The sequence below is a fragment of the Methylobacterium sp. WCS2018Hpa-22 genome (assembly GCF_031843785.1).
Lineage (GTDB): Bacteria > Pseudomonadota > Alphaproteobacteria > Rhizobiales > Beijerinckiaceae > Methylobacterium.
The window spans coordinates 173,735-198,806 of record NZ_JAVTJA010000001.1; the positions used below are offsets into that span (position 1 = coordinate 173,735).

Annotated in this window: 25 protein-coding genes; 12 read left to right on the forward strand and 13 right to left on the reverse strand. The window is 68.8% G+C overall.

All coding sequences use genetic code 11. The features are described from left to right. Nucleotides 1-106 precede the first annotated feature (106 nt). The 3 genes from RQI43_RS00765 to RQI43_RS00775 all read left to right on the forward strand — a co-directional run bounded on the left by RQI43_RS00765 (nt 107) and on the right by RQI43_RS00775 (nt 4,071). Nucleotides 107-2,317, forward strand: a complete 2,211-nt coding sequence (locus tag RQI43_RS00765) for a pseudouridine synthase (protein ID WP_311273894.1) — start codon at nt 107-109, stop codon at nt 2,315-2,317. Beyond that, entirely contained in the window at nt 2,314-2,871 is a 558-nt protein-coding gene (gene rsmD, locus RQI43_RS00770) for a 16S rRNA (guanine(966)-N(2))-methyltransferase RsmD (RefSeq protein WP_311273895.1), read from the forward strand. Before RQI43_RS00765 ends, rsmD begins: the two co-directional genes overlap by 4 nt. Before the next feature lie 66 nt (nt 2,872-2,937). Beyond that, nucleotides 2,938-4,071: a spore photoproduct lyase family protein gene (locus RQI43_RS00775; RefSeq protein WP_311273896.1), complete on the forward strand. Its 1,134-nt coding sequence runs from the start codon at nt 2,938-2,940 to the stop codon at nt 4,069-4,071. Nucleotides 4,072-4,114: 43 nt separating this feature from the next. Here RQI43_RS00775 and RQI43_RS00780 read toward each other — a convergent pair whose 3' ends face one another. Continuing rightward, on the reverse strand, nt 4,115-4,519 hold the full coding sequence (locus tag RQI43_RS00780; protein ID WP_207411803.1) for a winged helix-turn-helix transcriptional regulator: 405 nt from the start codon (nt 4,517-4,519) through the stop codon (nt 4,115-4,117). A gap of 76 nt (nt 4,520-4,595) precedes the next feature. On the opposite strand from RQI43_RS00780, the gene RQI43_RS00785 reads away from it, so the two are divergent. After that, nucleotides 4,596-5,207: an NAD(P)H-dependent oxidoreductase gene (locus tag RQI43_RS00785; protein ID WP_311273897.1), complete on the forward strand. Its 612-nt coding sequence runs from the start codon at nt 4,596-4,598 to the stop codon at nt 5,205-5,207. Between the two features lie 126 nt (nt 5,208-5,333). Here the strand turns inward: RQI43_RS00785 and mutL are convergent, their stop codons facing one another. The 3 genes from mutL to RQI43_RS00800 form a co-directional block, all read right to left on the reverse strand. After that, nucleotides 5,334-7,301, reverse strand: coding sequence for a DNA mismatch repair endonuclease MutL (gene mutL / locus RQI43_RS00790; protein WP_311273898.1), 1,968 nt, complete (start codon nt 7,299-7,301; stop codon nt 5,334-5,336). A 71-nt stretch (nt 7,302-7,372) separates the two neighbouring features. Continuing rightward, nucleotides 7,373-8,197 carry a hypothetical protein gene (locus RQI43_RS00795; protein WP_311273899.1) on the reverse strand — a complete coding sequence of 275 codons (825 nt, stop codon included), beginning with the start codon at nt 8,195-8,197 and terminating at the stop codon, nt 7,373-7,375. Next, nucleotides 8,194-8,643 carry an abscisic acid-deficient protein Aba4 family protein gene (locus RQI43_RS00800; RefSeq protein WP_311273900.1) on the reverse strand — a complete coding sequence of 150 codons (450 nt, stop codon included), beginning with the start codon at nt 8,641-8,643 and terminating at the stop codon, nt 8,194-8,196. The genes RQI43_RS00795 and RQI43_RS00800 overlap by 4 nt, the downstream gene beginning before the upstream one ends. Before the next feature lie 39 nt (nt 8,644-8,682). On the opposite strand from RQI43_RS00800, the gene RQI43_RS00805 reads away from it, so the two are divergent. Continuing rightward, nucleotides 8,683-9,336 carry a TetR/AcrR family transcriptional regulator gene (locus RQI43_RS00805; protein WP_311273901.1) on the forward strand — a complete coding sequence of 218 codons (654 nt, stop codon included), beginning with the start codon at nt 8,683-8,685 and terminating at the stop codon, nt 9,334-9,336. 525 nt (nt 9,337-9,861) lie between these two features. Here the strand turns inward: RQI43_RS00805 and RQI43_RS00810 are convergent. Both RQI43_RS00810 and RQI43_RS00815 read right to left on the reverse strand, forming a co-directional pair. Continuing rightward, nucleotides 9,862-10,878, reverse strand: a complete 1,017-nt coding sequence (locus RQI43_RS00810) for a KpsF/GutQ family sugar-phosphate isomerase (RefSeq protein ID WP_311273902.1) — start codon at nt 10,876-10,878, stop codon at nt 9,862-9,864. A gap of 123 nt (nt 10,879-11,001) precedes the next feature. Further along, nucleotides 11,002-11,271 (reverse strand): hypothetical protein, encoded by a 270-nt coding sequence (locus RQI43_RS00815; RefSeq protein ID WP_311273903.1) that lies wholly within the window; start codon nt 11,269-11,271, stop codon nt 11,002-11,004. 319 nt (nt 11,272-11,590) lie between these two features. Between RQI43_RS00815 and RQI43_RS00820 the strand changes: the two genes are divergently transcribed. Then, nucleotides 11,591-13,279, forward strand: coding sequence for a methyl-accepting chemotaxis protein (locus RQI43_RS00820; RefSeq protein ID WP_311274096.1), 1,689 nt, complete (start codon nt 11,591-11,593; stop codon nt 13,277-13,279). A gap of 50 nt (nt 13,280-13,329) precedes the next feature. Here RQI43_RS00820 and uraD read toward each other — a convergent pair whose 3' ends face one another. After that, a complete protein-coding gene (gene uraD, locus RQI43_RS00825; RefSeq protein ID WP_311273904.1) occupies nt 13,330-14,271 on the reverse strand; it encodes a 2-oxo-4-hydroxy-4-carboxy-5-ureidoimidazoline decarboxylase in 942 nt (313 codons plus the stop codon). Between the two features lie 186 nt (nt 14,272-14,457). Here uraD and RQI43_RS00830 point away from each other — a divergent pair, with 186 nt between their 5' ends. From RQI43_RS00830 to RQI43_RS00850, 5 genes are all read left to right on the forward strand, one after another. After that, nucleotides 14,458-14,601, forward strand: coding sequence for a hypothetical protein (locus RQI43_RS00830; RefSeq protein ID WP_311273905.1), 144 nt, complete (start codon nt 14,458-14,460; stop codon nt 14,599-14,601). Nucleotides 14,602-14,623: 22 nt separating this feature from the next. Then, nucleotides 14,624-15,466 (forward strand): factor-independent urate hydroxylase, encoded by an 843-nt coding sequence (pucL, locus tag RQI43_RS00835; RefSeq protein ID WP_311273906.1) that lies wholly within the window; start codon nt 14,624-14,626, stop codon nt 15,464-15,466. 51 nt (nt 15,467-15,517) lie between these two features. Then, complete coding sequence (locus tag RQI43_RS00840) at nt 15,518-16,012, forward strand: hypothetical protein (protein WP_311273907.1); 495 nt, start codon at nt 15,518-15,520, stop codon at nt 16,010-16,012. Between the two features lie 114 nt (nt 16,013-16,126). Beyond that, a complete protein-coding gene (locus RQI43_RS00845; protein WP_056425074.1) occupies nt 16,127-17,557 on the forward strand; it encodes a protein adenylyltransferase SelO in 1,431 nt (476 codons plus the stop codon). Between the two features lie 43 nt (nt 17,558-17,600). Beyond that, complete coding sequence (locus tag RQI43_RS00850) at nt 17,601-18,215, forward strand: hypothetical protein (protein WP_311273908.1); 615 nt, start codon at nt 17,601-17,603, stop codon at nt 18,213-18,215. 83 nt (nt 18,216-18,298) lie between these two features. Here the strand turns inward: RQI43_RS00850 and hpxZ are convergent, their stop codons facing one another. The 6 genes from hpxZ to RQI43_RS00880 form a co-directional block, all read right to left on the reverse strand. Next, the gene (gene hpxZ, locus RQI43_RS00855; protein ID WP_056425448.1) at nt 18,299-18,679 is read right to left on the reverse strand and encodes an oxalurate catabolism protein HpxZ; all 381 of its coding nucleotides are present in this window, start codon (nt 18,677-18,679) and stop codon (nt 18,299-18,301) included. An 8-nt stretch (nt 18,680-18,687) separates the two neighbouring features. After that, nucleotides 18,688-20,097, reverse strand: coding sequence for an AtzE family amidohydrolase (locus RQI43_RS00860; protein ID WP_405030529.1), 1,410 nt, complete (start codon nt 20,095-20,097; stop codon nt 18,688-18,690). Between the two features lie 13 nt (nt 20,098-20,110). Next, on the reverse strand, nt 20,111-20,317 hold the full coding sequence (locus RQI43_RS00865) for a DUF4089 domain-containing protein (RefSeq protein WP_056425068.1): 207 nt from the start codon (nt 20,315-20,317) through the stop codon (nt 20,111-20,113). A gap of 19 nt (nt 20,318-20,336) precedes the next feature. Further along, nucleotides 20,337-21,941: a hypothetical protein gene (locus RQI43_RS00870; protein WP_056425065.1), complete on the reverse strand. Its 1,605-nt coding sequence runs from the start codon at nt 21,939-21,941 to the stop codon at nt 20,337-20,339. A 46-nt stretch (nt 21,942-21,987) separates the two neighbouring features. Further along, complete coding sequence (locus RQI43_RS00875) at nt 21,988-22,662, reverse strand: isochorismatase family cysteine hydrolase (RefSeq protein ID WP_311273909.1); 675 nt, start codon at nt 22,660-22,662, stop codon at nt 21,988-21,990. 166 nt (nt 22,663-22,828) lie between these two features. Next, a complete protein-coding gene (locus RQI43_RS00880; protein ID WP_056425058.1) occupies nt 22,829-23,572 on the reverse strand; it encodes a GntR family transcriptional regulator in 744 nt (247 codons plus the stop codon). A gap of 519 nt (nt 23,573-24,091) precedes the next feature. On the opposite strand from RQI43_RS00880, the gene RQI43_RS00885 reads away from it, so the two are divergent. Beyond that, nucleotides 24,092-25,063: a hypothetical protein gene (locus RQI43_RS00885; protein WP_405030539.1), complete on the forward strand. Its 972-nt coding sequence runs from the start codon at nt 24,092-24,094 to the stop codon at nt 25,061-25,063. The last annotated feature ends 9 nt before the right edge of the window (nt 25,064-25,072 follow it).

Genomic DNA, 25,072 nt, shown 5'->3' on the forward strand with positions numbered 1-25,072 from the left:
AAGGCTGCCTTTTTCATGAACGGCCGCAATGCCCCCTTGCGCGACGGGCAGGCCGCCCCACGCGCAATCGCTCGCAACCTTGCCTCCGCTCTGTTATGGGGCTCGGATGAGCGACAAGACAGACGAACAGACGGGCGGGTCCGAGGACGCGCCCGAGACCAACAGCGTTTCCGGCGAAGCCTGGACCCCGGCGACCGATGCGGGCGTGCCCGGCCCCTCGGCCGAGGAGCAGCCGAAGCCCCGCCGGGCCGCCGCGCCCGCCAGGGGAGGAGACGCCCCCCTGCGCCGCAAGGCCGCCCTGCCGAGGCCTGCGGCCAAGGCCGGGGACGATGCCGCCGCCGGTGATTCCGATTCGGCGACGCCCGAGGGCGACCGTATCGCCAAGGCGATCGCGCGTGCCGGCATCGCCTCCCGCCGCGACGTCGAGGCGATGATCGCCGAAGGCCGCGTCACCCTCAACGGCAAGGTGCTGACCTCGCCGGCGATCAACGTGACGGATGCCGACGAGATCACCGTCGACGGTGAGCCCTTGCCCGCCCGCGAACGGACCCGGTTGTGGATCTATCACAAGCCGCGGGGCCTCGTGACCACGGCGCGCGATCCGGAAGGGCGCCAGACCGTCTTCGAGGCCCTGCCCGAGGACCTGCCGCGCGTCGTCGCCATCGGCCGCCTCGACATCAACACCGAAGGCCTGCTGCTTCTCACCAACGACGGCGGCCTCGCCAAGGTGATCGCCCATCCCGATACCGGATGGCTGCGGCGCTACCGCGTCCGCGCGCATGGCGACACGAATCAGGCCGAGCTCGACAAGCTGCGCAAGGGCGTCACCATCGACGGCATGGATTACGGCCCGGTGGACGCGGTCCTCGACCGGTCCTCGGGCGACAACCTCTGGCTGACGCTGGGCCTGCGCGAGGGCAAGAACCGCGAGGTCAAGCGCATCCTCGAACATCTGGGTCTGGCCGTGAACCGGCTGATCCGCCTGTCCTTCGGCCCGTTCCAGCTCGGCGACCTCGAAGTCGGACTGGTGGAAGAGATTCGCACCAAGGTGCTCAAGGAGCAGCTGGGCCCGACCCTCGCCGATCAGGCCGGCGTCGATTTCACCAGCCCCAACCGTGAGCCCATCGCCCCGTTCGGCTCGCCGAAACCCGCGCAGCAGCAGGCGAAACAGCCCGCCCGCAGCGCCTCGGCGGCCGCGGCGCGAAGCGCCGGGCGCAGCTATGACGACGCCCCGCGCGGTTATGAGCGCGGCGGTGACCGTGATCGCGGCGGCGACCGCCCCCTGCGCAAGCCCGCCGAACCCGCACGGGTCCCCACCGGCGGCAACAGTGCCGGCCCCCGGCGCTCGGTCTGGCGCGCGGACGAGGCCGCACCACAGGAGGACGGCCCGCGCCGGGTCAAGATCCCCCGCCGTGGCGCCGATCCCAAGGCGGAGCGTGAGGCATCCGCCGCTCGCGGCCGGGAGCGCGTGGGCGCGATCAACACCGGCGAGCGCCGTGTCCTGGTGGAGCGACTGAAGGCGAGCCCGCAGGAGCCGGCTCCCGAGCCGCATCGCCGTGATCGCGGTGCACGGCGTGACGAGACGGGCGCCGCCGAGCGTCCGGTCCGGACGCTGCGCCAATCCGATGCCAAGGCGGCCCGCCGCGAGGAGGCCGATGCGCGGCCGCCGCAGCGCCGGTTCGACGGCGATGCAAGACCTCCGCGCAGCGATGCAAGGCCTCCGCGCAGCGATTCCAGACCCCCGCGCCGGGACGATGCTCCGCGCAGCGGCGGGTTCGGACGGCCCGATGGCGCCGAGCGGCGCGGTCCGCCTCGTGGCGGCGACGAGCGCCCCCGCAGCTTCAAGCCTCGCGATGGCGGCGGCTTCAACGACCGCGCGGAACGTCCGGCCTTCAATCGCGGCGAGCCGCGCGGGGACAGGCCGGCGGGATTCCGCAGCGAGAAGCCGGCCTTCAATCGTGGCGGGGACGATCGTCCCGGTGGCGGCCGGCCGGGTGGGTTCAAGCCGGGCGGCTTCAAGGGAGCGGGCTTCAAGGGCCGCTCCGACGACCGCCAGGGCGGCGACCGTGACATCGGCGCCGAACGCTCCGGCGCCGATCGTGGCGGCTTCCGCCCGGGCGGAAAGCCCGGTGGGTTCGGCAAGCCCGGCGGATCGGGCAAACCCGCCGTGGCCGGAAGGCCGGGCGGGTTCAAGGCGGGCGGCTCGTCCCGTCCCGGCGGTTCGGCCAAGCCCGGCGGTTTCGGCAATCGCGGCGGCGGCGCGGGCGGTAAGCCCGGTGGCGGGGGCGGACGTCCGCCCCGTGGCGGCTCGCGGTGAGGATCGTCGGCGGCGACCTGCGTGGACGCCGCCTCGCCACCCCGAAATCGGACGCGATCCGGCCAACCTCGGATCGCCTGCGCGAGGCGCTCTTCAACGTTCTCGCCCATGCCTATGACGACGCGGTGGCGGGCGCGCGGGTTCTCGATCTCTTCGCCGGAACCGGGGCGCTGAGCTTCGAGGCCCTGTCCCGCGAGGCGAGCTACGCGCTCCTGGTGGACGAGGGGGCGGAAGCGCGCGGTCTGATCCGCGAGAACATCGATGCGTTGGGCTGTGCCGGCAAGACGCGGCTGTTCCGCCGCGATGCGACCAAGCTCGGCCCGGCCGGCACCAGCGGGACCTTCACCCTCGTCTTCTGCGATCCCCCCTACAACAGGGACCTCGCGCCGGCCGCTCTCGCCAGCGCGTCCCATGGCGGGTGGCTCGCCCCCGGCGCCCTCGTGGTGGTGGAGGAGGCCGCCGGCGCCAACGTCGCGCTGCCGCCGGGCTTCACCGAGCTCGAACGACGGGTCTACGGAGACACCGTCCTGGCCTTCGCGCGCTTCCAGGCCTGACGCGTCGACCCTGCGACCCCGGCGCGCGCCGGGAACCCCGGGGCATCGCCGCCGCGTTGCTCCGCCATGGTCCTCGATGACGCCACACGCGATCCCGTCACGGCCGAACCGGCGAAGGCCGGGCCGGTAGAGGGGCTGCGTGACGCGCGCCTGTGGAGGCCGCGCCGTGTCCTGGTGACGCCGGCGGCCCTGGACCATGCCCATGGCCGTGCGATGCTCGCGCGGGCCGAGGCGCTCGGTCTCCCGGTGGAGCGCCTGAAAAGCAACCGTCTCACCGGCCTGCGCGACGAGGATCCGCGCCGGGCCTATCGCGAGGCGAAGGCGACCCTCGCCATCGTGGTGGCGCCACCGACCAAGCTGAGGCTGCAGCCGATTCCGCCCAGTGCCGACTGGCGCTTCGATCTCGCGGAGGGCTGCCCGGCCCATTGCCAGTATTGCTACCTTGCCGGCTCCCTGTCCGGCCCTCCGGTGACGCGGGCCTATGCCAATCTCGACGCCATCCTCGGGAATCTGCCGGCCTATCTCGGTGAGGGCAGCGTCACCTCGGCCCAGGCCGGCCGGGTCGAAGAGGGCACAACCTTCGAGGCCTCCTGCTACACCGACCCCCTCGGCATCGAGCACCTGACCGGCTCGCTCTCGGCGGCGATCACGCATTTCGGCGCCTGGGACGCGGCGGTGCAATTGCGCTTTACGACGAAATTCGCCGCCGTCGAGCCGCTTCTGGCCCTGCCCCATCGCGGCCGGACCCGCGTGCGGTTCTCCCTCAACGCGCGTCCCGCCGCGCGCTACGAGGGCGGCACCGCCAGTCTCGACGCCCGCCTGCTGGCGCTCGGGGCCATGGCCCGCGCCGGCTACCCGGTAGGTCTCACCATCGCGCCGATCATCGCCGTTCGCGATTGGCCGGACGCCTATGAGGGACTCCTGCGGGAGGTGGCGGAGGCGCTGTCCGGTGTGTCCAACCCCGACCTCACCGTGGAGCTCATCACGCACCGGTTCACGCCGGGGTCGAAGGACGTGCTCCAGGGCTGGTATCCCGGCTCCGACCTGCCGATGCGGGAGGACGAGCGCAGTCGCAAGCTCACCAAGTTCGGCTCGGTGAAATACGTCTATCCCCGCGATCTGATGCGGACCATGCGGGAGACGATCACCGCCGCCGTCGCGCGCGAACTGCCCTTCGCGCGGGTCCTCTACTGGACCTGATCGGCCGGTCTTCCCGCTGTCACGCCCGTCGAACGCCCCGGTCTCAAGCCGGGTCCGTCTCGCCGCCGGCATCGAAACGGGTCCGCGCGGCCTGGATCGTGGGCAGGTTCGCGAAGGCCCAGGAGCCGAGTGCCTGGACCGGCACCTGCAGCGAGCGGCCGAGCTCGGTGAGTTCATAATCCACCCGGGGCGGGATTGTCGGGGTGACCGTGCGCGAAACGAGGCCGTCTCGCTCCAGGCCGCGCAGGGTGAAGGTGAGCATCCGCTGGGAGATGCCGCCGATGATCCGCTTCAACTCGTTGAAGCGCCGGGGCCCGTCCGTGAGCGTCATCACCACGAGGATGCTCCATTTGTCGCCGACCCGCGCCAGCACCGTACCGACCACCCGGCAATCGCCGGGGCGGTGGGAGGCCTGTGCCTCGGTTACCTCCATGTGACCGGGTTCCACCAATGTGCCTCCTTGCGCGAGCACCGCTCCGGTACTCTATAGCGCCTCGGTATATTTCTGATACCGAGGATCGAACATGAACCTTCTGCACATCGACAGCAGCATCCTGGGCGAGCATTCCGTCAGCCGCGCGGTCTCGGCCGCCATCGTCGCCCGCCTTCAGGCAGGGGCAACGGACCTCGAGACGACCTATCGCGATCTGGCCGCCACGCCGATCCCCCATCTCTCCGGCGCCTATCTCGCAGGCCATCAGCCCAACGCCACCAACACGCCGGACATCCAGAACGACGTCACGCTCGGCCGCGCGGTGCTGGCGGAGTTCCTAGCCGCCGATATCGTGGTGATCGGCGCGCCGCTCTACAATTTCACGATCTCGACCCAGCTCAAGGCCTGGATCGACCGCATCCTCGTGGCCGGCCAGACCTTCAAATACACGGAGAGCGGCGCCGTCGGCCTCGTGCCCGAGAAACGCATCATCGTCGCCGTGTCGCGCGGCGGCCTTTACGGTGCGGGGTCGCCGACGGCTTCGGCGGAGCATGCCGAGACCTATCTGCGGGTCGTCCTCGGCTTCATCGGCGTGACCAACCCGGAATTCGTCATCGCCGAGGGGATCGCCCTCGGTCCCGAAGCCCGCGAGAAGGCCCTCGCCGGGGCGCTCGACGCCGCCTCCGCCCTGCCGACCGCCTGAGGACCGACGAGCCGGCGCCGCTCCCTAGAGCTGCGCCCGACCACGTTGGGTCGGGGCACATCTCCAGGCCTTTGTTTTGCCGCGCTCTTTTTCGCCGAACCGGCATCCACTTCGGCGGAGAGCGCTCTAGCGCCGGCCGAACAGCCGCTCGATATCCTGGAGCTTCAGTTCCACGAAGGTCGGGCGGCCGTGGTTGCAGGTGCCGGCGAACGGGGTGGCCTCCATCTCGCGCAGGAGCGCGTTCATCTCCTCTGGCCGCAGGCGCCGGCCGGCGCGGACCGAGCCGTGACAGCTGATGCGCGAGAGGATCGCGTCGAGGCGCCGCCCGAGCGGACCGCCCTCGGTGCCGTCCGCGCTCCCCTCCTCCAGCCCGCTCGCGTCGAGGGCGTCGAGGACGTCCTCCAGCAGGCGGCGGGTGGACGCACCGGCCAGCGCCGTCGGCATTTCACGCACCAGGACCGCACCGGTGCCGAAAGCCTCCAGGGTGAGGCCGAGCCGGTCGAGATCCGGGGCGGCGGCGACGAGGCGTTCGGCGTCCTGGGGCGCCATCTCCACCACGTCCGGGATCAGGAGGCCCTGGCGGGCGATGCCGCCGGCGGCGCGCTCGCGCTTCAGACGCTCGTAGACGAGACGCTCATGCGCTGCGTGCTGGTCGACGAGGACGATCCCGTCGCGGGTCTGGGCGACGATGTAGGTCTCGTGGAGCTGGGCGCGGGCGGCACCCAGCGGGTGATCGTCCGGCAGGGGCTCCACCTCCGGCTCGCGGATATCGGCGCCCGGCGGCGCGAGATCGCCGGAGAACAGCGCCTGCCCGGCTTCCTCGAACCCTGCGTCCTCGAACCCTGCCCCGGACCGATCGAACGCCGCCTGCGGGGCCTCGAACAGACCTCCGCGCGCACCGAAGGACGATGCCGGCACGAGGCCGGCGGGCGCGCCGAACGAGGGCAGGCCCGGCGGAAGCGGCGCCCTGCCCGACCAGGCGCCACGTCCCGAATGTGCGGTCATTGCCGGTCGCATCGTCGATGAGGGATGGCCCGGACGCAGGGCGTCCAGGGTGCGGGCGGCCCCCGTGCTGGCGTTGCGCGCTCCCACCTGCCGCAGGGTCTCGTGAATGGCGCTGACGATGAGGGCGCGCACGAGGCCTGGCTCGCGGAAGCGCACCTCCGTCTTGGCGGGATGGACATTCACGTCGACGAGGGCGGGATCGCAGGTGATGGCGAGGCCGAGCACCGGATGACGGTCCGAACTCATCGTGTCGGCATAGGCCCCGCGCACGGCGCCCAGCAGCAGGCGGTCGCGCACCGGGCGGCCGTTGACCGTGAAGTGGATCTGGTTGCCCGCGCCGCGATGGTAGCTCGGCAGGCCGATATGGCCGGACAGGTCGAAGCCTTCCCGCGCCATGTGGAGGGGGGCGGAACTCGCGCCGAAATCCGACCCCAGCACCGCCGTGAGCCGGCGCAGGTCGGCGTCGTCGCCGGTCTCGGCGGAAAAGACCAAGGGGCTGCCGCTCTCGGAGCGGAGGGCGAAGCGGATCCGCGGTTGCGCCACGGCGAGACGCCGCAACCCATCGGCGATGGCCAGCGCCTCGGCGCGGTCGGATTTCAGGAATTTCAGCCGTGCCGGCGTCGCGGAGAACAGGTCGGTGACCTCGATCCGCGTGCCGCGCGGGCTCGGTGCGGGACGGACCTCGCCCTTGATGCCGGCATCGACCACCAGGGTCGATCCGGTCTCGGCTTCGGCGGTGCGGCTGGTGAGGGAGAGGCGGGCCACAGCCCCGATGGAGGGCAGCGCCTCGCCGCGAAAGCCGAGGGAATCGATGCGGGTCAGGTCGCCGCCGGGAAGCTTCGATGTGGCATGACGCTCCACCGCGAGGGCGAGATCGTCGGCGCTCATGCCGGCGCCGTCATCCACCACGCGGATCAGCCGGCGGCCCCCCGCCTCGATCGTCACCTCGATGCTGGTCGCGCCCGCATCGATGGCGTTCTCCACCAGTTCCTTCACGGCGGAGGCCGGGCGCTCCACCACCTCGCCCGCGGCGATGCGGTCCACGAGGATCGGGTCGAGGCGGCGGACGGGGCGGAGCACGGGTGGCATTCCCCCGACCATAGGCGAGCGCGCCGCCGCCTCAAAGCGCTGCCGACGTCATCGCGGTGGGAAGGACGCGGTCAACCAAAGGGAAAGGCGAGGCCCTGACCGGCCTGGACCCAGGCGATTGCGATGACAATGCAGAGGAGGCAGGCCGCCAGCGTCACGAGCATCCGTCGCCTCGGCAGGCCGAGGGCGATGAAGCCGGCGGCTGCGAGCGGCACGATCTGTTCCCCATGCATGCCGAGGAAATGCGCGATCCTCAGATCGCCGCCCGCCCGGTTCCAGCCGAGAAGGGGCAGGCTTGCACCGGTCGGGCCGACCGCATGGCCGTGGTTGACGCTGAGGGCGATGCCGGTGGCGGCCCCGAGGATCACCGTCGTCGCGAGGCCGAGAAGGACGGCCAGGCGCAGGCTCGGCTCGAGGCCCGGACGTGGCCGGACCGCCACCGCGATGACCAGGGGAATCTTGGCAGTGAGCAGGGTCAGCGCCATGATCCCCATCGCGGCGTAGAGGGACGCGTGCAGCGGATCGCCGTCGTTGAAATGCGAGGCCTCGGCCCGCGCCGCCTGCAGAGTGATGTAGCCGAGTTCGAACCCGCCGGCGACGATGATCAGGAGCCGGCCGGCGCGCAGCGAGCGGGAGCGGCGCCGATCCGGCCGGACGTAGCCGGTGAACCAGGCGAAGGTCAGGGCGTACACACCGATCGAAACGAAGAACTTCGCGGGCTTCGCCCAGACGAAGGCGCCAGCGATGAGCCTCCCATCGACCAGGGGGAGTGCCAGGGTGACGGCGCCGGTCAGCAGACAGGCAAGGCCGAAGGCGGTGAGGACGGGATCGTCCGCCCGAAGCCGGGCGAGTGCCGTGGGGTGGGGAGCGTCTCCGCCGAGGGTGAAGGGGATCATGTCCGGGTCTCCAGGCCGAGCCTGCCGGTGCTGAATCCGATGACGAGGGCGAGGAGGAGACCGGCCGGGCCGACCAGGAAGGTGAGGACGAGGCAGGGCAGGAGCAGCAGCGGCGAGATTCCCGCTCCGATGCCGGTGCGAGCGATCCAGGTGCCGACGAAGAGGTCGAAGGCGAGAAAATGGATCCAGCCGGCGGTGAGCGCATGATCGTCCGCGAACAGGGCGCGGACCGCCTCTATGGAGTCGAAGCCGCCTTTCGCTCCCCCGGCCAACCCTGCCGCCAGGGCGCCGAGATAGGCCACCGCCAGGAATGCCGGCAGGACGAGGCCGGTGCCGATCCAGGTAGCCCTTCGGAGACGGGGAGCGAACAACGCGATGGCGAGGGCGATCCAGCCCAACAGGGCGATCGTGCTGCAGAGGGAGAACAGGCTGGCTGCGGGGATCACGTCTTGCCCATCCTTATCTTGACATCGTATAGATTGAGCATGAGCGAGCATCTTGACACTGTCAAGTCGTTGAAGGACGTCGGGACGACCGAGGCGGCTGCCTACCATCACGGCGATCTGCGGGCTGCCCTGATCCAGGCGACGACGGCCATCCTGCGAGAGCGCGGGATCGATGGATTTTCCCTGAGGGAGGCGGCACGACGCGCGGGCGTTTCGCCGGCGGCCCCGCAGCATCATTTCGGCGATGCGCGCGGACTTCTCACCGCCGTGGCGACGGAGGGGTTCCGGATGCTGGGCGACGCGCTGGCCGCTGCCGATTCCACCGCGACCGACCGCGACGGGCGCATCCGCGGCCAGGGCCGGGCCTATATCGGCTTCGCCCTCGACCATCCGGCCGAGTTCGACACGATGTGGCGCTGTGCGCGGATCAATACGGGCGACACGGCCTACGCGGCGGCCGCCGGTCGTGCATTCGGGCTCCTGAAAGCGGCGGTGGCCGGAACCCCTTTCGAGGATGGCGGACTACCGGCGGTCTCCAATCATACCGCCCCGGACCCGAAGGCCGTCGCCTGCTGGTCCCTGGTCCATGGTCTCGCGCGGCTTGCCCTCGACGGAGCGCTGGGGCCGGCCGAGGCGGCGCGTGGGGTGATCGACGGGATGCTGGAGCCTATCCTCGACTGCCTGACGGTGTGATGCCGGGACGACCCAGCTCGGTTCCCGCTCTCACCCCAAGACTCTAATGGGTCACACATCTGCTCGACATCCGTTCCCTTGATCCTGGCGGGTTCGACATGAGGCGCGACGGGCTCCCTCTCCTGGAAGGAGAGGGCTGGGGTGAGGTGTGGTCCATCTCCGGAGAGGTCACATACCTCACCCTGTCCCTCTCCTTCCGGGCAGGGCCATCGCATATGGTACCGCGCCGTCATTCCGGGTCGCCAGAGGCGAGCCCGGACCCGGAGGGCCGCGCCAGAGGCGTGCAATCCAGATCCGCTGACGGTGCAAAGTCCTGCACCGCCTGTGTTTCTGGATCCCGGGCTCCGCTGCGCGGCCCCGGGATGACGGGGTGCTGCGTTTCAATTTCTCGACGAGTAAATCGGCATATGCGATCACCCTGCCTTCCAAGAGAGGGGACCCTTGCTGCCCGCGAGATGTGCGAGTGCCGTGCCCCAAGACCGGGGGGCGGATACGCTCCGGTCTTCGCGGAGGAAAGGCCCGTGGTCAGGCGACCCCGGCCCGCAGCAGGTCGTGATAATGGACGAGGCCCACGGGGCGCTCGTTCTCCATGACGATGAGCGAGGTGATCTTCATCGATTCCTGGATTTCCAGGGCCTTGGCGAGAAGGGTCTCCGGGCTCACGGTGCGCGGCCGGACGCTCATCAGCGCCTCGACGACGAGGCCGTCGAGATCGGCCCTGAACACGTTGCGGCGCAGGTCGCCGTCGGTTAGGATACCGGCGAGGCGGCCGTCCTCTTCCACCACCACCACCGATCCGAATCCCTTGGCGTCGATCTCGGCGATGGCGGCGCGCATGCCCGTGCCGCGCCGGACCACCGGAAGCTGGTTGCCTGCATGCATCACCTCGCGGACCTGCCGGAGCGAGGCTCCCAGGCGTCCGCCGGGATGGTAGATGCCGAATTCGCGGGCTGAGAAGCCGCGGGCCTCGAGCAAGGCGACGGCGAGGGCGTCGCCCAGGGCGAGCTGCATCGCCGTGGAGGTCGTCGGCGCGAGCCCGTTGGGACAGGCTTCGCGGGCCTTGGGCAGGGTCAGGCAGATATCGGCCTCTCGCCCGAGGGTCGAGCCGGCATTCGCCGTGATGGCGATGAGGCCGACGCGGTAGCGCCGCGCATAGCCGATGATGTTGGCCAGTTCCGTCGTTTCGCCCGACCAGGACAGGGCGACGACGACGTCCTCCGGCTGGATCATGCCGAGATCGCCATGGCTGGCCTCGGCTGGATGAACAAAGAGTGCCGGCGTGCCGGTGGAGGCCATGGTCGCGGCGATCTTGCGGCCGACATGGCCGGACTTGCCCATGCCGGTGAGGATGGCCCGGCCCTTGGCGCCGGAGATCCGGGCGACGGCCTCGGAAAAGGCCGTGCCGAGCCCGTTGCCGATGGCCTCCATCAGGCAGCGCAGGCCCTCGCGCTCGGTCTCGATGGTTCGAAGGGCGGAGGCGACGGCGGGGAGGTGCCCGGCATCGGGCTCGGAAACCCGCTTCTCCGCTGCAGCAACGCCCATCCGAGATCCCCGTATCGTCCCCGGTGCGCCCGGCACCGTTCCAAGCCGCCTATGCAAGGGGAATGTGGTCGGATGGGGGCTTGGCGTCGTCGACGCTCCGAGCCCGTTGCGCCAACGGCGCAATCAGGGGCGCGGGGACGGATGCGTGTGAGGGGCGTGGGGCGGCACCTTCGGCTCATCGGCCCGAATGCCCCCGGCATCTTGCGGCACCGGAACGGCATCGCCGCTCCGGATGGCCTCGGCTTCGTTGCGAGGCCCGGCGACGCCTTCCGTTCCGCCCGGTGCGGTGGCGGCGTCGCGGCCCGAGGGGGCGCCGTAGCTCTGCGCGGCAGCGAGGCTCGCGGATGCGATCACAAGACCGGCGGCGAGAGTAACGGTGAAGAAGCGTGTCATCGGTCGTGCTGCCACGGTTGAATGTATCACGGTGATTGGTTGTCGGCCCGTCAAACGAAAGTCAATGCAGTGCAATCCGCATGCCGGAACAGATCCCAATGCGCGATCGTCCTGTTCCAGACGAATGGGGAAATGGGGCGAGGCACTGCCGGATTGGGCATCGCTCTGCAGATCTCTGACGATGACAGAAGAATACATGTGTCGCGAAGGGATGAGGCAGAGACAAGGCAATCAAAAGTGAACCTTAAGGATTCCGAGGGAGTGTCGACATTCGATCGCCCCACCGAATGACCGGATGGTGGTCTTGATGAGGTTCGTTGTGACGCTCCAGGCTCTCCCGATTCGCACGAAGCTCATCGTGGCTTTCTCGATACTCACCGTCTTCATCATGGGATTGGGGCTGCTCGGGATTCTGGGCACCCTGCGCATGCGTGAACAGGCTCTCCACATCGAGACCAACTGGCTTCCTAGTATCCGTGTACTTGGCGAGATCGATACACTCACGGCGAGAAACAGCGCCGTCATCCTGCGCCATGCCCAGGAGACCGATGCGCAGAAGCAGGCCACGATCGAGGGTGACCTCGTCCGTTTCGGAAAGAAGCTCGAGGAGAAGAAGAAATCCTACGAGACGATGATCGCGTCCCCCGGGGAGCGCGACCTCTACGACGCGTATACCCGTGAGGCCGCGAAATTCGCCGTGGTGCGCGACGCCATCATGGATCTCTCCCGCAGCGGAGAGAAAGCTCAGGCCTTCGCCCTGTACGAGACCAAGGGTCTCGCCATCCGCCGGGGCGTGTCGGAGGCCCTCGAGAAACTCGTGAACCTCAATAATGTCGGTGCGGATATGGCACAGGCGCGCAGCAAGGAAGTGTTCGAGCAGACCCGGACCCTAGGCATCTCCGCCATCGTCGTCGCCGTCGTGCTGTCCGTGCTCTCCGCCCTCGTCATCATCCGGGGCGTCACCGGAGGGATCGATTCCGTGGTGCGGCCGATGCAGACCCTCGCTGCGGGCGACCTCTCCGTGACCATCCCGCACCAGAAGGCCCGGACCGAGATCGGGCGCATCGCCGATGCCGTGCAGGTGTTCAAGGACGGCCTGTTGCGCATGAAGGCTCTGGAGGAGGAGACCGCCCTGGCACGGGCCGGCGCGGAAGCACAGCGCAAGTCGGCCATGCGAACCATGGCCGACGGTTTCGAAGCCGCGGTCGGCGGGATCATCCAGAGCGTCACGAGTTCGGCGACGCAACTGCAGGCGACAGCCCAGAGCATGGCCGGCACCGCCACGGAGACCGCTGCGCAATCCACCAGCGTCGCCGCGGCTGCCCATCAGGCCGCGTCCAACGTCACCACCGTGGCGGCCGCGGCCGAGGAACTCGGCTCATCGGTGCACGAGATCGGCCGTCAGGTCAGCGCCTCGGCCGACATGTCCCATGCGGCCGTTCAGGAGGCTGCCCGGACGACGACCTTCGTGAAGGACCTCAACTCGGCGGTGCTGAAGATCGGCGATGTGGTGACGATGATCACCTCGATCGCGGCCCAGACCAATCTCCTCGCTCTGAACGCCACGATCGAGGCGGCGCGCGCCGGCGAGGCCGGCCGCGGCTTCGCCGTGGTCGCGGCGGAGGTCAAGGAGCTCGCCAACCAGACGGCCAGGGCGACCGAAGAGATCGGCGGCCACATCGCCTCGGTGCAAAGGTCGACGGATCAGGCGGTCTCGGCGATCGGCGGCATCACCACGCGAATCCAGGAAATCAGCGGCGTCTCGACGTCGATCGCGGCCGCCGTGGAGCAGCAGGGCGCCGCGACACAGGAGATCGTTCGCAACGTGGCCCAGGCCGCTACCGGCACGAGCGAGGTGACGGTGAACATCGTGGGCGTGGCGGACGCCGCCGAGGAGACGGGAGCGGCGGCCAGCCAAGTGCTCGGCGCGGCATCGGAACTGTCACGCCAGTCCGAGCATCTCAACGTCGAACTCGGCCGCTTCCTCGCGACGATCCGCGCTGCCTGACCGGGGCGCTCCCTCGCGGGATCTGCGACTCACCGTCTCCACGGACGAGCTCAGCTCCCGCGATAGGTCTGGTAGCTCCAGGGGCTCGCCACCAGCGGGACGTGGTAGTGACCCTCCGGGTCGCTCACCCCGAAGCGCAGGGTGACGATATCGAGGAAGGGCGGTTCCGGCAGTCCGGGATTCGTCCGCCGGAAATGGTCGCCGATGCCGAACCGCAATTCGTAGGCTGCGATGGGCACCGGCCTCCCGCCGATGAGGGGCGCGTCGGTGCGTCCGTCGGCGTTGGTGACCGTGCGGGCCACGAGGGCGGCCCTGTCGTCGGAGACCCATTCGTACAGGGACACCGTAACCCCGGCCGCCGGCCTGCCGGAAGCGGTGTCGAGGACGTGAGTGGAGACGCGGCCGGTCGTGCGCAGCCTGCCCTCCCCCTTCACCAGAGCATCAAGGCGGATCGCGGCGATCCGGAACACCTCCTCCTCTGCTGTCGCCCGCTCCATCGCCGGCGTCGATATCAGGCGTTGCTCGAACGTGCGGAGCAGCGAGGCGCGGCCGTGTCGCTCGACGCACAGGATGAAGGGAAAGCCGAACGTTGCGCGATAGCGCGCGGTCAGGCTCTCGAACCGCGCAGACTCGTCCTCCGAAAGCCGGTCGAGCCCGGCCGAGGCTCGTTCGGCGTTTGCATCCGCAGCAAACGTGCCGGCGCGGGCGGCGTATTGGCCAAGCTCCGCGTGGTTGGCCAGGAGAGCGAGCCGATCCGTCTCCGGGGCCGCCTCCACCGCGGCCCGCATGGCGGCGAAGAGTTCGGCCAGCGTCGCATAGGGACGGCCTCGCACGGCGTCTTCGGCCACCCACGGCGCATGATCGAACACCGCCGCGAGGGCCGTCACGAAATGCGCGGCCGGTGCCGCGTTGAGGCTGGCGAGGTCGAGTTTGGCGAAGCCGGAGACGGCAGGCTCCGTGCCGCCAGCCCCGGCGGCCGCTGGAAGGGTCATGGCATCCCTCGCTGCTGGTTCATGCCGCCTCGACGGCTCCGGCGGAGGTGCCGAACCGAGCCGGTTTCATGCGCTTTCGTAGCAGGCAACGGACCAGATCGGGCAAGCGGCATCGGGACCCTATCCGCTCCGGGCCGTAGGCTCGGCCGATTCCGCTGGCATACCGCTTGCGGACGATTTTCCCGCTTGCAGACGATCTTCCGGAGAACCGGGACCCCCGCGCTCTGTCGGAGCGGCGGACCGAACGGCATCCGCTGGCCGGTGATGATCGGTCTGGTCTTCCCCGACAGGTCGTTCTCGCAGACTATCGCCCATGCGGCCGAGGCCTGAGGCAAACGAGAAGGAACCGATCATGGCCCTGACGGCGTCGACCTACGGCAAGGGACGGGTGCGGGTGATGCGGCTCGCCCGCGACGGCGACCACCATACCCCGCGCGAACTCGACGTGAAGGTGCTGATGAAGGGCGGTTTCGACCGTGCCTGGACGGCGGGCGACAACCGGGCCTGCGTCGCCACCGACAGCGTCAAGAACATCGTCAACGTCACGGCGGCGAAGCATCTCACGGCGGAGAAGGAAGCGTTCGCCGGCGCCGTGGCAGCGGTCTTCCTCGACGCCTACCCGCAGGTCGAAGAGGTCGTGATCGAGGCGCGAGAGACGCGCTGGCTGCGCCACGCCATCGCGGGCGTGCCGCATGGCCATACCTTCACCCTCGACGGCAACGGCGTCGGCTTCGTCGAGCTCACGGCGAACCACGCCGGATCGGTGCTGAAATCCGGCTTGCGCGGCTACACCTTCATGAAGACGACCCAGTCCGGCTGGGCCGATTTCGTCGACGATCAATACCGTACCCTGCCGGATACCAGCGACCGCATCGCCGCGACGAGCATGGACGCGACCTGGACCTGGGCCGGCATCCCGGCCGATTATGCTGCCGCCAACGCCCAGGTGCTGGCGACCCTCATCGCGGTGTTCGGCACGACGTACAGCTACGGTGTCCAGGACAGCATGTACCGGATGGGCGAGGCGGTCCTGGCCGCGATCCCGGAGATCGCCGAGATCGCCTTCGCCATGCCCAACAAGCACTACATCCCGATCAACCTCGCGCCTTTCGGCCTCGACAACCCGAACGCTGTGTTCCTGCCCACCGACGAACCGCACGGACAGATCGAGGCGACGATCGGGCGGGAGCGGTAGCGCGACGCACACTCTGGCGGCGGCGACCGCTCATCGGCTAAGCAGGTCCGCATGCAGCGCGTGATCGTCATGGGGCCGCCGGGTAGCGGGAAATCGACCCTGGCGAGACGCCTGGGCTCCGCCCGCAGCCTGCCCGTCTTCCATCTCGATCAGGCTTATTTCCGTCCGGGCTGGGAGCCCGTGCCGGCCGAGGCGTTCCGCGCCGAGGTGGAGCGTCTCGCGGCGCTCCCCCGCTGGGTCATCGACGGGAACTACACCGACACGATCGGGCCGCGCTTCGAGGCGGCGGACACCCTGGTCTATCTCGATCTTCCGGCCTGGCTCACGATGGCGCGGGTGATCCGCCGGCTGGCGGCGAGCTACGGCCGGGTCCGGCCGGATGCGGCGCTCGGTTGCCCGGAGCGGCTCGATATGGAGTTCCTGCGCTACGTCTGGACCTGGAACCGCAAGAGGCGGGCGAGGAACCTCGCTCTGATCGAACGGTTTCCCGGCAAGGTCGTCATTCTGGCGAGTCGCGCGGAGCAGCGCCGGTTCGAGGGAGCATGACTCTCCCCCGATAGGCGCTCGTGTCATCGGGGGTGGCTGCCTTCGGGGGTGGCTGTCATCGCCGCGCCGCTCTCGCTAGAGTCCGGCCTCCATCGCAGGAACCCGCGCTCGCCCATGCCATCACCCCGCACCGCCGCGAAGCACATGGAACTCGGCACCGACTTCTACGACGTCGTGGCCGCCGCCGATTTCCCGAAGACGATCCTGCGCTATCGCAACCGGCCCTGGTCGGCGCGGGTGGGACTCGACGGTCTGTCCGACGAGTCGTGGATCGCGCATTTCGGCCGTTTCCAGCCGCTACCCGGCAGCCTGCCCCAGCCGCTGGCGCTGCGCTATCACGGCCACCAGTTCCGTTCGTACAACCCCGATCTCGGCGACGGGCGCGGCTTCCTGTTCGCGCAGCTTCACGACCTCGTGGATGGGCGTCTCCTCGATCTCGCGACGAAGGGCAGCGGCACCACGCCATGGTCGCGCACGGCCGATGGACGCCTGACCCTGAAGGGGGGCATGCGCGAGATTCTCGCCACCTCCATGCTCGAGGCCCTGGGCGTCAACACCTCGAAGACCTTCAGCCTGATCGAGACCGGCGAAGACTTGGAGCGCGGCGACGAGCCCTCCCCCGCCCGGTCCAGCGTCCTGGTGCGGCTGAGCCATTCCCATATCCGCATCGGCAGCTTCCAGCGCCTGCTCGCGCTGGACGAGCCGCACAACATCCAGAAACTCCTCGATTACACGGTGGGGACCTACCTGCCCGACGCGTGGCGGGAGGAGACCGGGCCCCGCGCCGTCGCCTTCCTGGAGGAGGTCTGCCGCAGGGTCGCCCGCACGGGCGCCCAGTGGATGGCGGCGGGCTTCGTCCATGGGGTGCTGAACACCGACAACATCAACGTCACCGGCGAAAGCTTCGATTACGGCCCGTGGCGCTTCGCGCCCGCCAGTGATCCGAGCTTCACCGCCGCCTATTTCGACGTTCAAGGGCTCTACAGTTTCGGCCGGCAGCCCGAGGCGCTGTTCTGGAACCTCAGCCGGCTCGCCGAATGCCTGATGCCGCTCGCCGACCGCGAAGCCCTCGAAGGCGCGCTGAAGGTCTTCGGGACGAGCCTTCAGGATGCCTTCGCCGAGGCCCTCCTCGCCCGGCTGGGCCTGGCAAAGCCGGCGGACGAGGCGGATTTGCACCGGTTCGTCGCCGCCTTCTGGGGCTTCCTGGCGAAGAGCCGGGCGCCGTTCGAGCAGACGTTCTTCGACTGGTATGGCGGCCTCGCCAGCACCGACCGTGCGGCGGCGAGCCCCTCCTCCGCCTTCTACGAGCGCGAGGATTTCGCCCCCGTCAGAACCAGCCTCGCTTCCCTGTCCCCGGCGGAAGGAATCCGGCTCGATCATCCGTATTTTGCGCGGCGCGAGCCCTGCACGATGCTGATCGAAGAGGTCGAGGCGCTGTGGGATCCGATTGCCGAGCGGGACGATTGGTCGGCGCTCCATGCCAAGCTCGATGCCATCGCCGAGATGGCGGAGGCCTATGGTACGGCGCCCGCGCCGGCCGTCTGAGGCGACGCCCTGTTTCGGACACATGGCTGCGTAGGTTCGGGCGATGGCGGCGGTCGACGTCCGCCAGGACGGCACGATGACGGATATTCGGATCACGGCGGGCTCCTTCGGCGAGGGAGTGGCCACCTACGACAACGGCGTGTTTCGCTTTCCCAACGGCGATATCCGTGGCGTGGAGGATCTTTCCGATCTCGGCCTGCCGACCGACCCGGCGAAGGAGCCGCATTGGAGCGGCGACATCGTGCGCGGTCTCCAAGGCGCGCTCGCCACGACGACCAAGGCCCTGCCGTCGCCCTTCGGTTTTGCGGCCTCCTTCGTGGGGCTCGGGCTCGATGTGCTCGAATCCTCGGCCACGACCACCGCGACCCTGCCAATCACGTTCACCGACGGCGCCAGCGCGACGATGGCCGCCGACAACGCCATTGCGGCCATCATTCTGCGCGACCGTGAGGTGGTGCGCCTCGCGCTCGAACGGAGGGCTCCCACCCCGGCGGTCGAGCCTGCACCGGCCCCCGAGCCTGCGCCGGCGCCCGAGTTGGCGCCGATGAGCCCGGCATCGGATCCGGCTGATCCGACCCTGACCTCGATGTTCCAGTACGAGAAGCGCAAGGGTCGCCTGCGCCGCGTGGTGACCGAGACGACGCCTCAGGAGACGTGAGCAGGCGCTACCGCCCCGCACGTCGCTGACGCTCGCTCTCCTACGCGGTCTCCGCGAGAGAGGCAGGCCAGGGCTCTCCGCGCCTATCCGTCGATGACGCTCACATGCGCGGCGACGACCTTCCAGCCATCGGGAAAACGGATCCAGGTCTGACTTTGCCGACCCACCTTGCCGGGCGATCCGTCGCGGCGGAACAGGGTCATCGCCACGGCCGTATCCCGCCCATAGGCCGTGATCACCGTATCGGACAGGGTCCGTTCCAGCCCGGCCGGCGAGCGCGCGCGGCGGAAGGCACGGATCGCGTCCATGCCGTAGAGGTTCTCGCCCCCGCCATAGCGGATGGTCCGGGGATCGTCGTGGAACAGGGCTTCCAGCGTCGCCACGTCGTTGCCGGTCAGCGCCTTTTCATAGGCCGCGAAGGCGGCCTCGACTTCCGCGATCACGTCGGCTGCGTCGATGTCCATCGGCTCGCTCACAGGGTCGCATGCGGCGCGGAGACGACGCCGTTCCTCTCCAGGTGGCGCGCGACCCGGAGCGCCAGATCCTCGCGCCACGGAGCGGCGATGATCTGGACACCGAGGGGCAGGCCGTCATCGACCCGTACCGGCACCGCCACCACGGGCAGGCCGATGAACGAGATCGGCTGCGTGAAAACGCCGATATTCGCCCGCACCGGCAGCGTGACGCCGTCGAGCTCGAAGGTGACCTGGCCCGATTTCGGAGCCCGGCACGGGGTCGAGGGTGCCAGGATGATGTCGACCTCGCGGAACAGGTCGAGCATCGCCGCCCGGTACCAGCGGCGGAAGCGCTGCGCGCGCTCGACGAAGGGAGCCGGAATCATCGCTCCCGCGATGAGCCGGTCGCGCACGGCCGGGTCGAAATCGGCGGCGCGGGTGCGCAAGCGGTCGAGATGGAGGGCCGCACCCTCGGCGGCGGTGATGAGGTAGGCGGCGGCCCGCGCCCGTGCGGCTTCGGGGATCTCCACCCGGCGCTTGGCGCCCAGGGATGCGGCGAGGGTTTCCACCGCCACGAAGGCCTCGTGGTCACCGCCACGCGCGAAGTATCCGCCCGCCACGGCGATGCGCAGATCGCCGATGCCGTCATCGAGGCCCGGCATGGCGGGATCGGGCGCGCGGGTGGTCGCCACCGGATCGTCCGGATCGGCCCCCTGCATGGCATCGTAGGACAAAGCGAGGTCGGTGACGCTGCGTGCCATCGGCCCGAGATGGTCGAGGCTGCCGACGAAGGGGAAGCTTCCCGCCCGCGTCAGCCGGCCATAGGTGGGCTTCAGCCCGAAGCAGCCGCAGAAGGCGGCGGGGACGCGGATCGAGCCGTTGGTGTCCGAGCCGAGGGCCAGCGGGACGAGGCCCGCGCCGATCGCGCCGCCCGAACCCCCGGACGAGCCGCCGGACATGTGGCCGAGATCGTGCGGGTTGCGGGTCGCGCCGTCATGGACGTTCTCGCCCGTGAAATCATAGGCATACTCGCCCATGTTGAGACCGCCCACGAGGATGGCCCCGGCCGCTTCGAGCCGTCTCACCAAGGCGCCGTCGCGTTCGGCGGGGGCGAGATCGCGGTTGATCTTCGAGCCGGCCCGCGTCGGCAGGCCCGCGATGTCGATGAGGTTCTTCACCGCGAAGGGGACGCCCGCCAGCGGCCCCAGCGCCTCACCACGGTTCCGCGCCGTATCGATGGCATCTGCCCTGGCCAGCGCGCGCTCGGGCAGCACGTCGGTGAAGGCATTCACCGATGTGTCCACCCGGGCGATGCGCGCGAGCACGGCCTCGACCGTTTCGCGGGCGCCGATCACCCCGTCCCTCACGGACCCGGCGATCTTCGCCGCGTGCATCGTGCTCGGATCGTTCATCGTGTCGTTCGTCATTGCGTTCCGCTGCTCACGCTACGAAGACCGGAGCCGGCTCCGCCTCGTCGGGCAAGGGAAAGGCCGCGACGAGGCCGGCAGTGGCCTGAAGCACCGTGAGATTCGCCCCGATTGCCGCGATCCAGGCGGGGTCGAGGGGAATGCCCAGGAGCGAGGAGGCAGCGTCGATATAGGCGTCGAGCCCCCCCGGTGCGGGTTCGGTCTTCGGCATCTCGACCATGATCGTCTCCCTGTCTCTTCTATTCCGCTGGCAGTGCCGACGAGACCGGCATGAGCCGCTCCCCGGCGGTGGCGCGGGACGCTGCGTAGAGGAGCCCCGCCACCATGAGATAGGCAAGGGCCAGGCCGGGCTTCACCGCGATTCCGACCGCGGGGCCATGCATGAAGCCGAAAAAGGTCATCACCGCCCCGGCGCCCGAGAAAGCCGCCGCCTTGGCGAAATCGCGCTCGATGATGAAGACCGCGATGGCGCCGAGGATCAGCCCACCCAGGATCGCGCCCTCGCCGAGCACTTCGAGCCCGCCATAGAGCACGCCCACCTGTCCGAGCTTGTCGAGCCCCACCGCCGCCGCGCTGGTGCCCGCCGCGCCCAGCGCGCCGTCCACGAGGGTCTTGGCCCAGGCGGCGAGATGCGGCGCGAAGGCGAGCACGATCGCGGGTGCATGGGAATGCGGCGTCTCCTGGAAGGCCTGCGCCCCGATGAGCATGCCGATGTAGAGGAGGATCGGCGCGATCGCGACCACGGGTACGAGGCTGGAGAGCAGCGACACGAGATTGAGCCAGCACAGGGCCAGGATCACCAGACCCGTGGCCACCGAATAGCCGATCCGCCCGCCCATCGCCTTCCAACCGGGATGGCCGATATAGACCGCGTTGATGAAGGGGTTTCCCATCATGCAGCCGATCAGGCTGACGGCGCCGTCGGCCGTGAGGACGCGGGTGGTCGGATAGGCATCCCCGGCGACCTCGGCACTCTCGACATTGTCCATGGCCTCCACGAGATCGTAGATGCCGAACGGGATCGCGGTCACCAGGATCACGCCGAGGAACTCGAACCCGCCGAAGACGTGGCCGAAGGCCGGCAGGGGAATCGAGAAACCGATTCCCTGGATGGCGGCGAGGAAACCGGGACCGCTGACCCCGCCCATGTCGAGGCCGAACGGCTTGGCCCCCCAGGCCACCACCATCCCGAACAGGATGGCGACGAGGCCGGCGGGGATCCGGCCGGGATATCGCAAGCCGCCGAACCAGGCGAGGAGGATGATGGCGAAGGCGACGACACCGATCACGGGTGTCGTGATCATCTCCAGGGCCGGACGCATGGCGATGAAGGTGACCGAGACGCCGGCCAGCGTGCCGAGGAGCGCGGCGCGCGGCGTGACCCGCCGGATGACGGGGGCGACGAAACCGCCGATCATCAGGATGAAGCTCTGGATGAAGACCCAGGCGAGGCCGGCCTCCCAGCCCTTCACCGGATCTCCGGTGGCGAGCTTGATCGGCAGCATGATGACGAAGACGACGATGAACATGTGCGGGACGCTGATGCCGGATGGCAGGGCGCAGACGTCGCTCCGGCCCGTCGCCTTCGCCAGGCGGTAGGCCAGCCAGCCGTAATAGGCGGTGGAGAGGCACAGCATCAGCCCGATGGCCGGCAGGATGCGCCCGAAGGTGATGGCATCGGGCATGCCGAGGACGAAGCGCAGCAGGCCGGTGAGGACCAGGAGGTTCACCAGGATGTTGGTGCCGAAGCCGAAGAAGGCGTTCCAATCCCCCGGCACCCAGAGGCTGGGACGGAAGACGCCGATCCCGCTTGTCGTTCCGCCCGAAGCCGATCCCGCTGCCATGGTCCACCCTCCCCGTCCCGCCGCCATCAGCCCGTCCCGCCGATCGTCATCCGGGCGTGGCGAGGGCCGTCAGGACGGCCTCCGACGACGAGACCCAGCCGAAGATGCCGCCCTGCGCCTTGATCATCTCCAGGCCGATGCGGTGGAATTCCGGGAAGTAGGAGGCGTAGCAATCCGCGAGCGCGACGCAGCGATAGCCCCGGTCGTTGCCTTCACGGATCGTCGTATGCACACAGACTTCGGTGGTGACGCCGCAGACGAGCAAGGTGGCAATGCCACGCTCGGCCAGAACCGCCCCCAGTTCGGTCGCGTAGAATGCCCCCTTGCCGGGCTTGTCGATCACGATCTCGCCCGCCGACGGCGCGAGATCCGGCACGATGTCGTGTCCGGGCTCGCCGCGGATCAGGATGCGGCCCATCGGGCCGGGGGCGCCGATCCGCGCCGTCGGCTCACCCCGTTCGAGCTTGGCCGGCGGTGCGTCCGACAGGTCGGGCAGGTGACCTTCCCGTGTATGCACGACCAGCATCCCGGTGCGGCGTGCCGCGGCGAGGACGGACCGGCAGGGCGCGACGGCGGCCAGCAGGAGCGAGACGTCGTTGCCCAGGGTTTCGCCGAACCCACCGGGCTCCAGGAAGTCCCGCTGCATGTCGATGATGACGAGCGCGGTGGTGGCGGGATCGAAGCCGAGATCGGCGGGTTCCGCGCTGAGCGTGACACTCATGACCTGCACACCCGATCGTCCGATGCCGCGTTCTCGAATCCCGGCGGCGGTGCCGATTCGGTCGCGATGTCGTTGCGATCATGTATGCACGGTAGCTCCGGCACACGCCCAAATGATGCGCGATCCTGCGTCGTTGCGCGCCAGGTTGTGGAATCCTTGCGCTGGCTCAGCGGTTCGAGCGCTCCAGCCTGCCGATCCCCGCTTCCGGTTCGACGGCGGAGCGGCGGTCGTCATCGCGTTCGTGAGCGGCTTCGCGCTCCCGCGCCGGCTCGGCATCCACGCTCTCGAAGACGTCCTCGACGATGCTCATATGGATCAGCATCGCGGCATTGGCCGCCGCCGCGTCGCGCCCCAGCACCGCGCGAACGACGGCGCCATGCTCCGCATGCGATCGATGGAGACGGCCGGGGGCCTTAAACTGCGCCTTGCGGTAAGGTGTCAGCCTTCTGCGAAGGGAGACCGCGATCTCCTCGACGACGCTGTTATGGGCGCCGGCATAGAGGAGGCCGTGAAACTCCTGGTTGGCGGCCATGTAGCCCGCCCTGTCATCCGCATCCGCCAGCCGGGCCATGCCGTGATGGAGGGTCTGGAGCTGGCTCCGTTCCTTCGGCGCCATGCTCAGTGTCGCGAGCCGCGCGCAGGTGGCTTCGATCTCGCCCATGGCGATGAACAGCATGTCGAGTTCGTCGAGCGCCATCCTGCGCACCATGGCGCCCGCGCGCGGACGCAGGTCGATCAGTCCCGTCCCGCTCAAGAGGCGCAGGGCGTCGCGGACGGGCGTTCGCGACACGCCGAAGCGCTTGGCGAGGACCTGCTCATCGAGATGAAGGCCCGGTGGGAAAACGCCGGCCAGGATGTCGTTCGCGATCTGGTCCGCCAGGTGTTCGGCGCGGGTCTGTGATGCAGGCACCGGTCTCTCGATGAAGTGGGGGACGAAGACGACCCGAAGGGACGCGGTCGTACCCTAGCGCAGTTTCTCGTGCCGTGAATGCAGGGTGTTGCGAGAAGCAGACTTATCGAGACCGGCGTGGTGCTGCAACATTCCCCAGGACGACCACTATAGCCGTCGATTCGGGAGACCATGCCTTCCGGGTCGCGCTTGAAAGTACCGGAATTTTTTATATCGTTTTTAACGATGCCAGTTGGGTCGGGCCTCATGATCTTCAATGACTTGCCGGCGAAGAGGAATTGTTAAACTATCAAGTTCGAATCGATCTATGTGCATTGACTGCCGGTCGGACGGTGAACCCCTGTATTTGTTGTCGACTCGTACCCTCGGCGCTTCTGTTGCATATTTGCACATATCGGGTCGCCAATTCGCACATCCTCTCCGGCTCGCGTGTCCTGGCATATGGGTTGCAGCCTTCGATCCCCATGAGCGCGATGCTCGGAAGAGGGATTGAACATGTCGGGCATCCCGAAAGCGCTGATGGCGGGCGTGGTCTCGTTGCTGGTGACGGCGCCCGTTTTCGCCGCCGACCTCGTGAAGGCTCCCGCACCCGCACCGCTCCCCGATGCGCCCGGATCGTTCTTCCTCTTCTCGGATACGCAGTTCAGCTACCGTTATCAGTTTCCGTCGTCCGAGCCCGGCGTGCAGGTCCAGAATTCCGACGGCTCGTTCAGCACGCGCGGTATCCCGAAGCACATCTACAATATCTCGCATGCCAATGCCTGGGCCTACGGCACCAACTTCTTCACGCTGGACATCCTGAAATCCGCCTCGCAGGACCCCGGCGGCACCACCAACGCGCCGGGAGGCTTCGCGCAATACGATTATGGCGCCACGGAAGCCTACGGCCTCTATCGCGGTACGCTCAGCCTCAATGCGCTCACCGGCACGAAGGCCTTCGCGGTGCCGGGCATCATCAAGGACATCTCCCTGTCCTATGGTTTCGACGCCAATGCCAAGAACACGGCCTTCGGCCCGCGCAAGCGCGACGTGGTCGGCGGCCTGAACTTCGCCTTCGACGTGCCGGCCGGGTTCATCAACGCGTCCGTCCATGCCTACAAGGAGTGGAACCGGAACGGCTTCAACACCTACCCGAACCGCGACGTCAGCTTCGACACGGTCCCCGAATTCGAAATCGTCTACAGCCTGCCCCTGAGCTTCACAGGTCTGCCGCTCAGCATCGCGGGCTTCAACAACATCGTGCTGCCGAAGGGGCGCGGCGTCACCGACGTGACCGCGTTCGCCTTCAACGCGAAGACCGGTCTCGAATTCCTCTCCCGCACCAATCTCGTCCTCGACCTCGGCAAGCTCGTCTACGACACTCCCAACAAGGTCGATGTCTTCATCGGCTTTCAGTACTGGCTGAACAAGTTCGGCGCTCAGGAAACGGCGACGTTCAAGGGCACGGAGGAGAAGAGCTTCCTCGCCGGCGTCTCGTTCCACGTCTTCTGAGGCAACGTC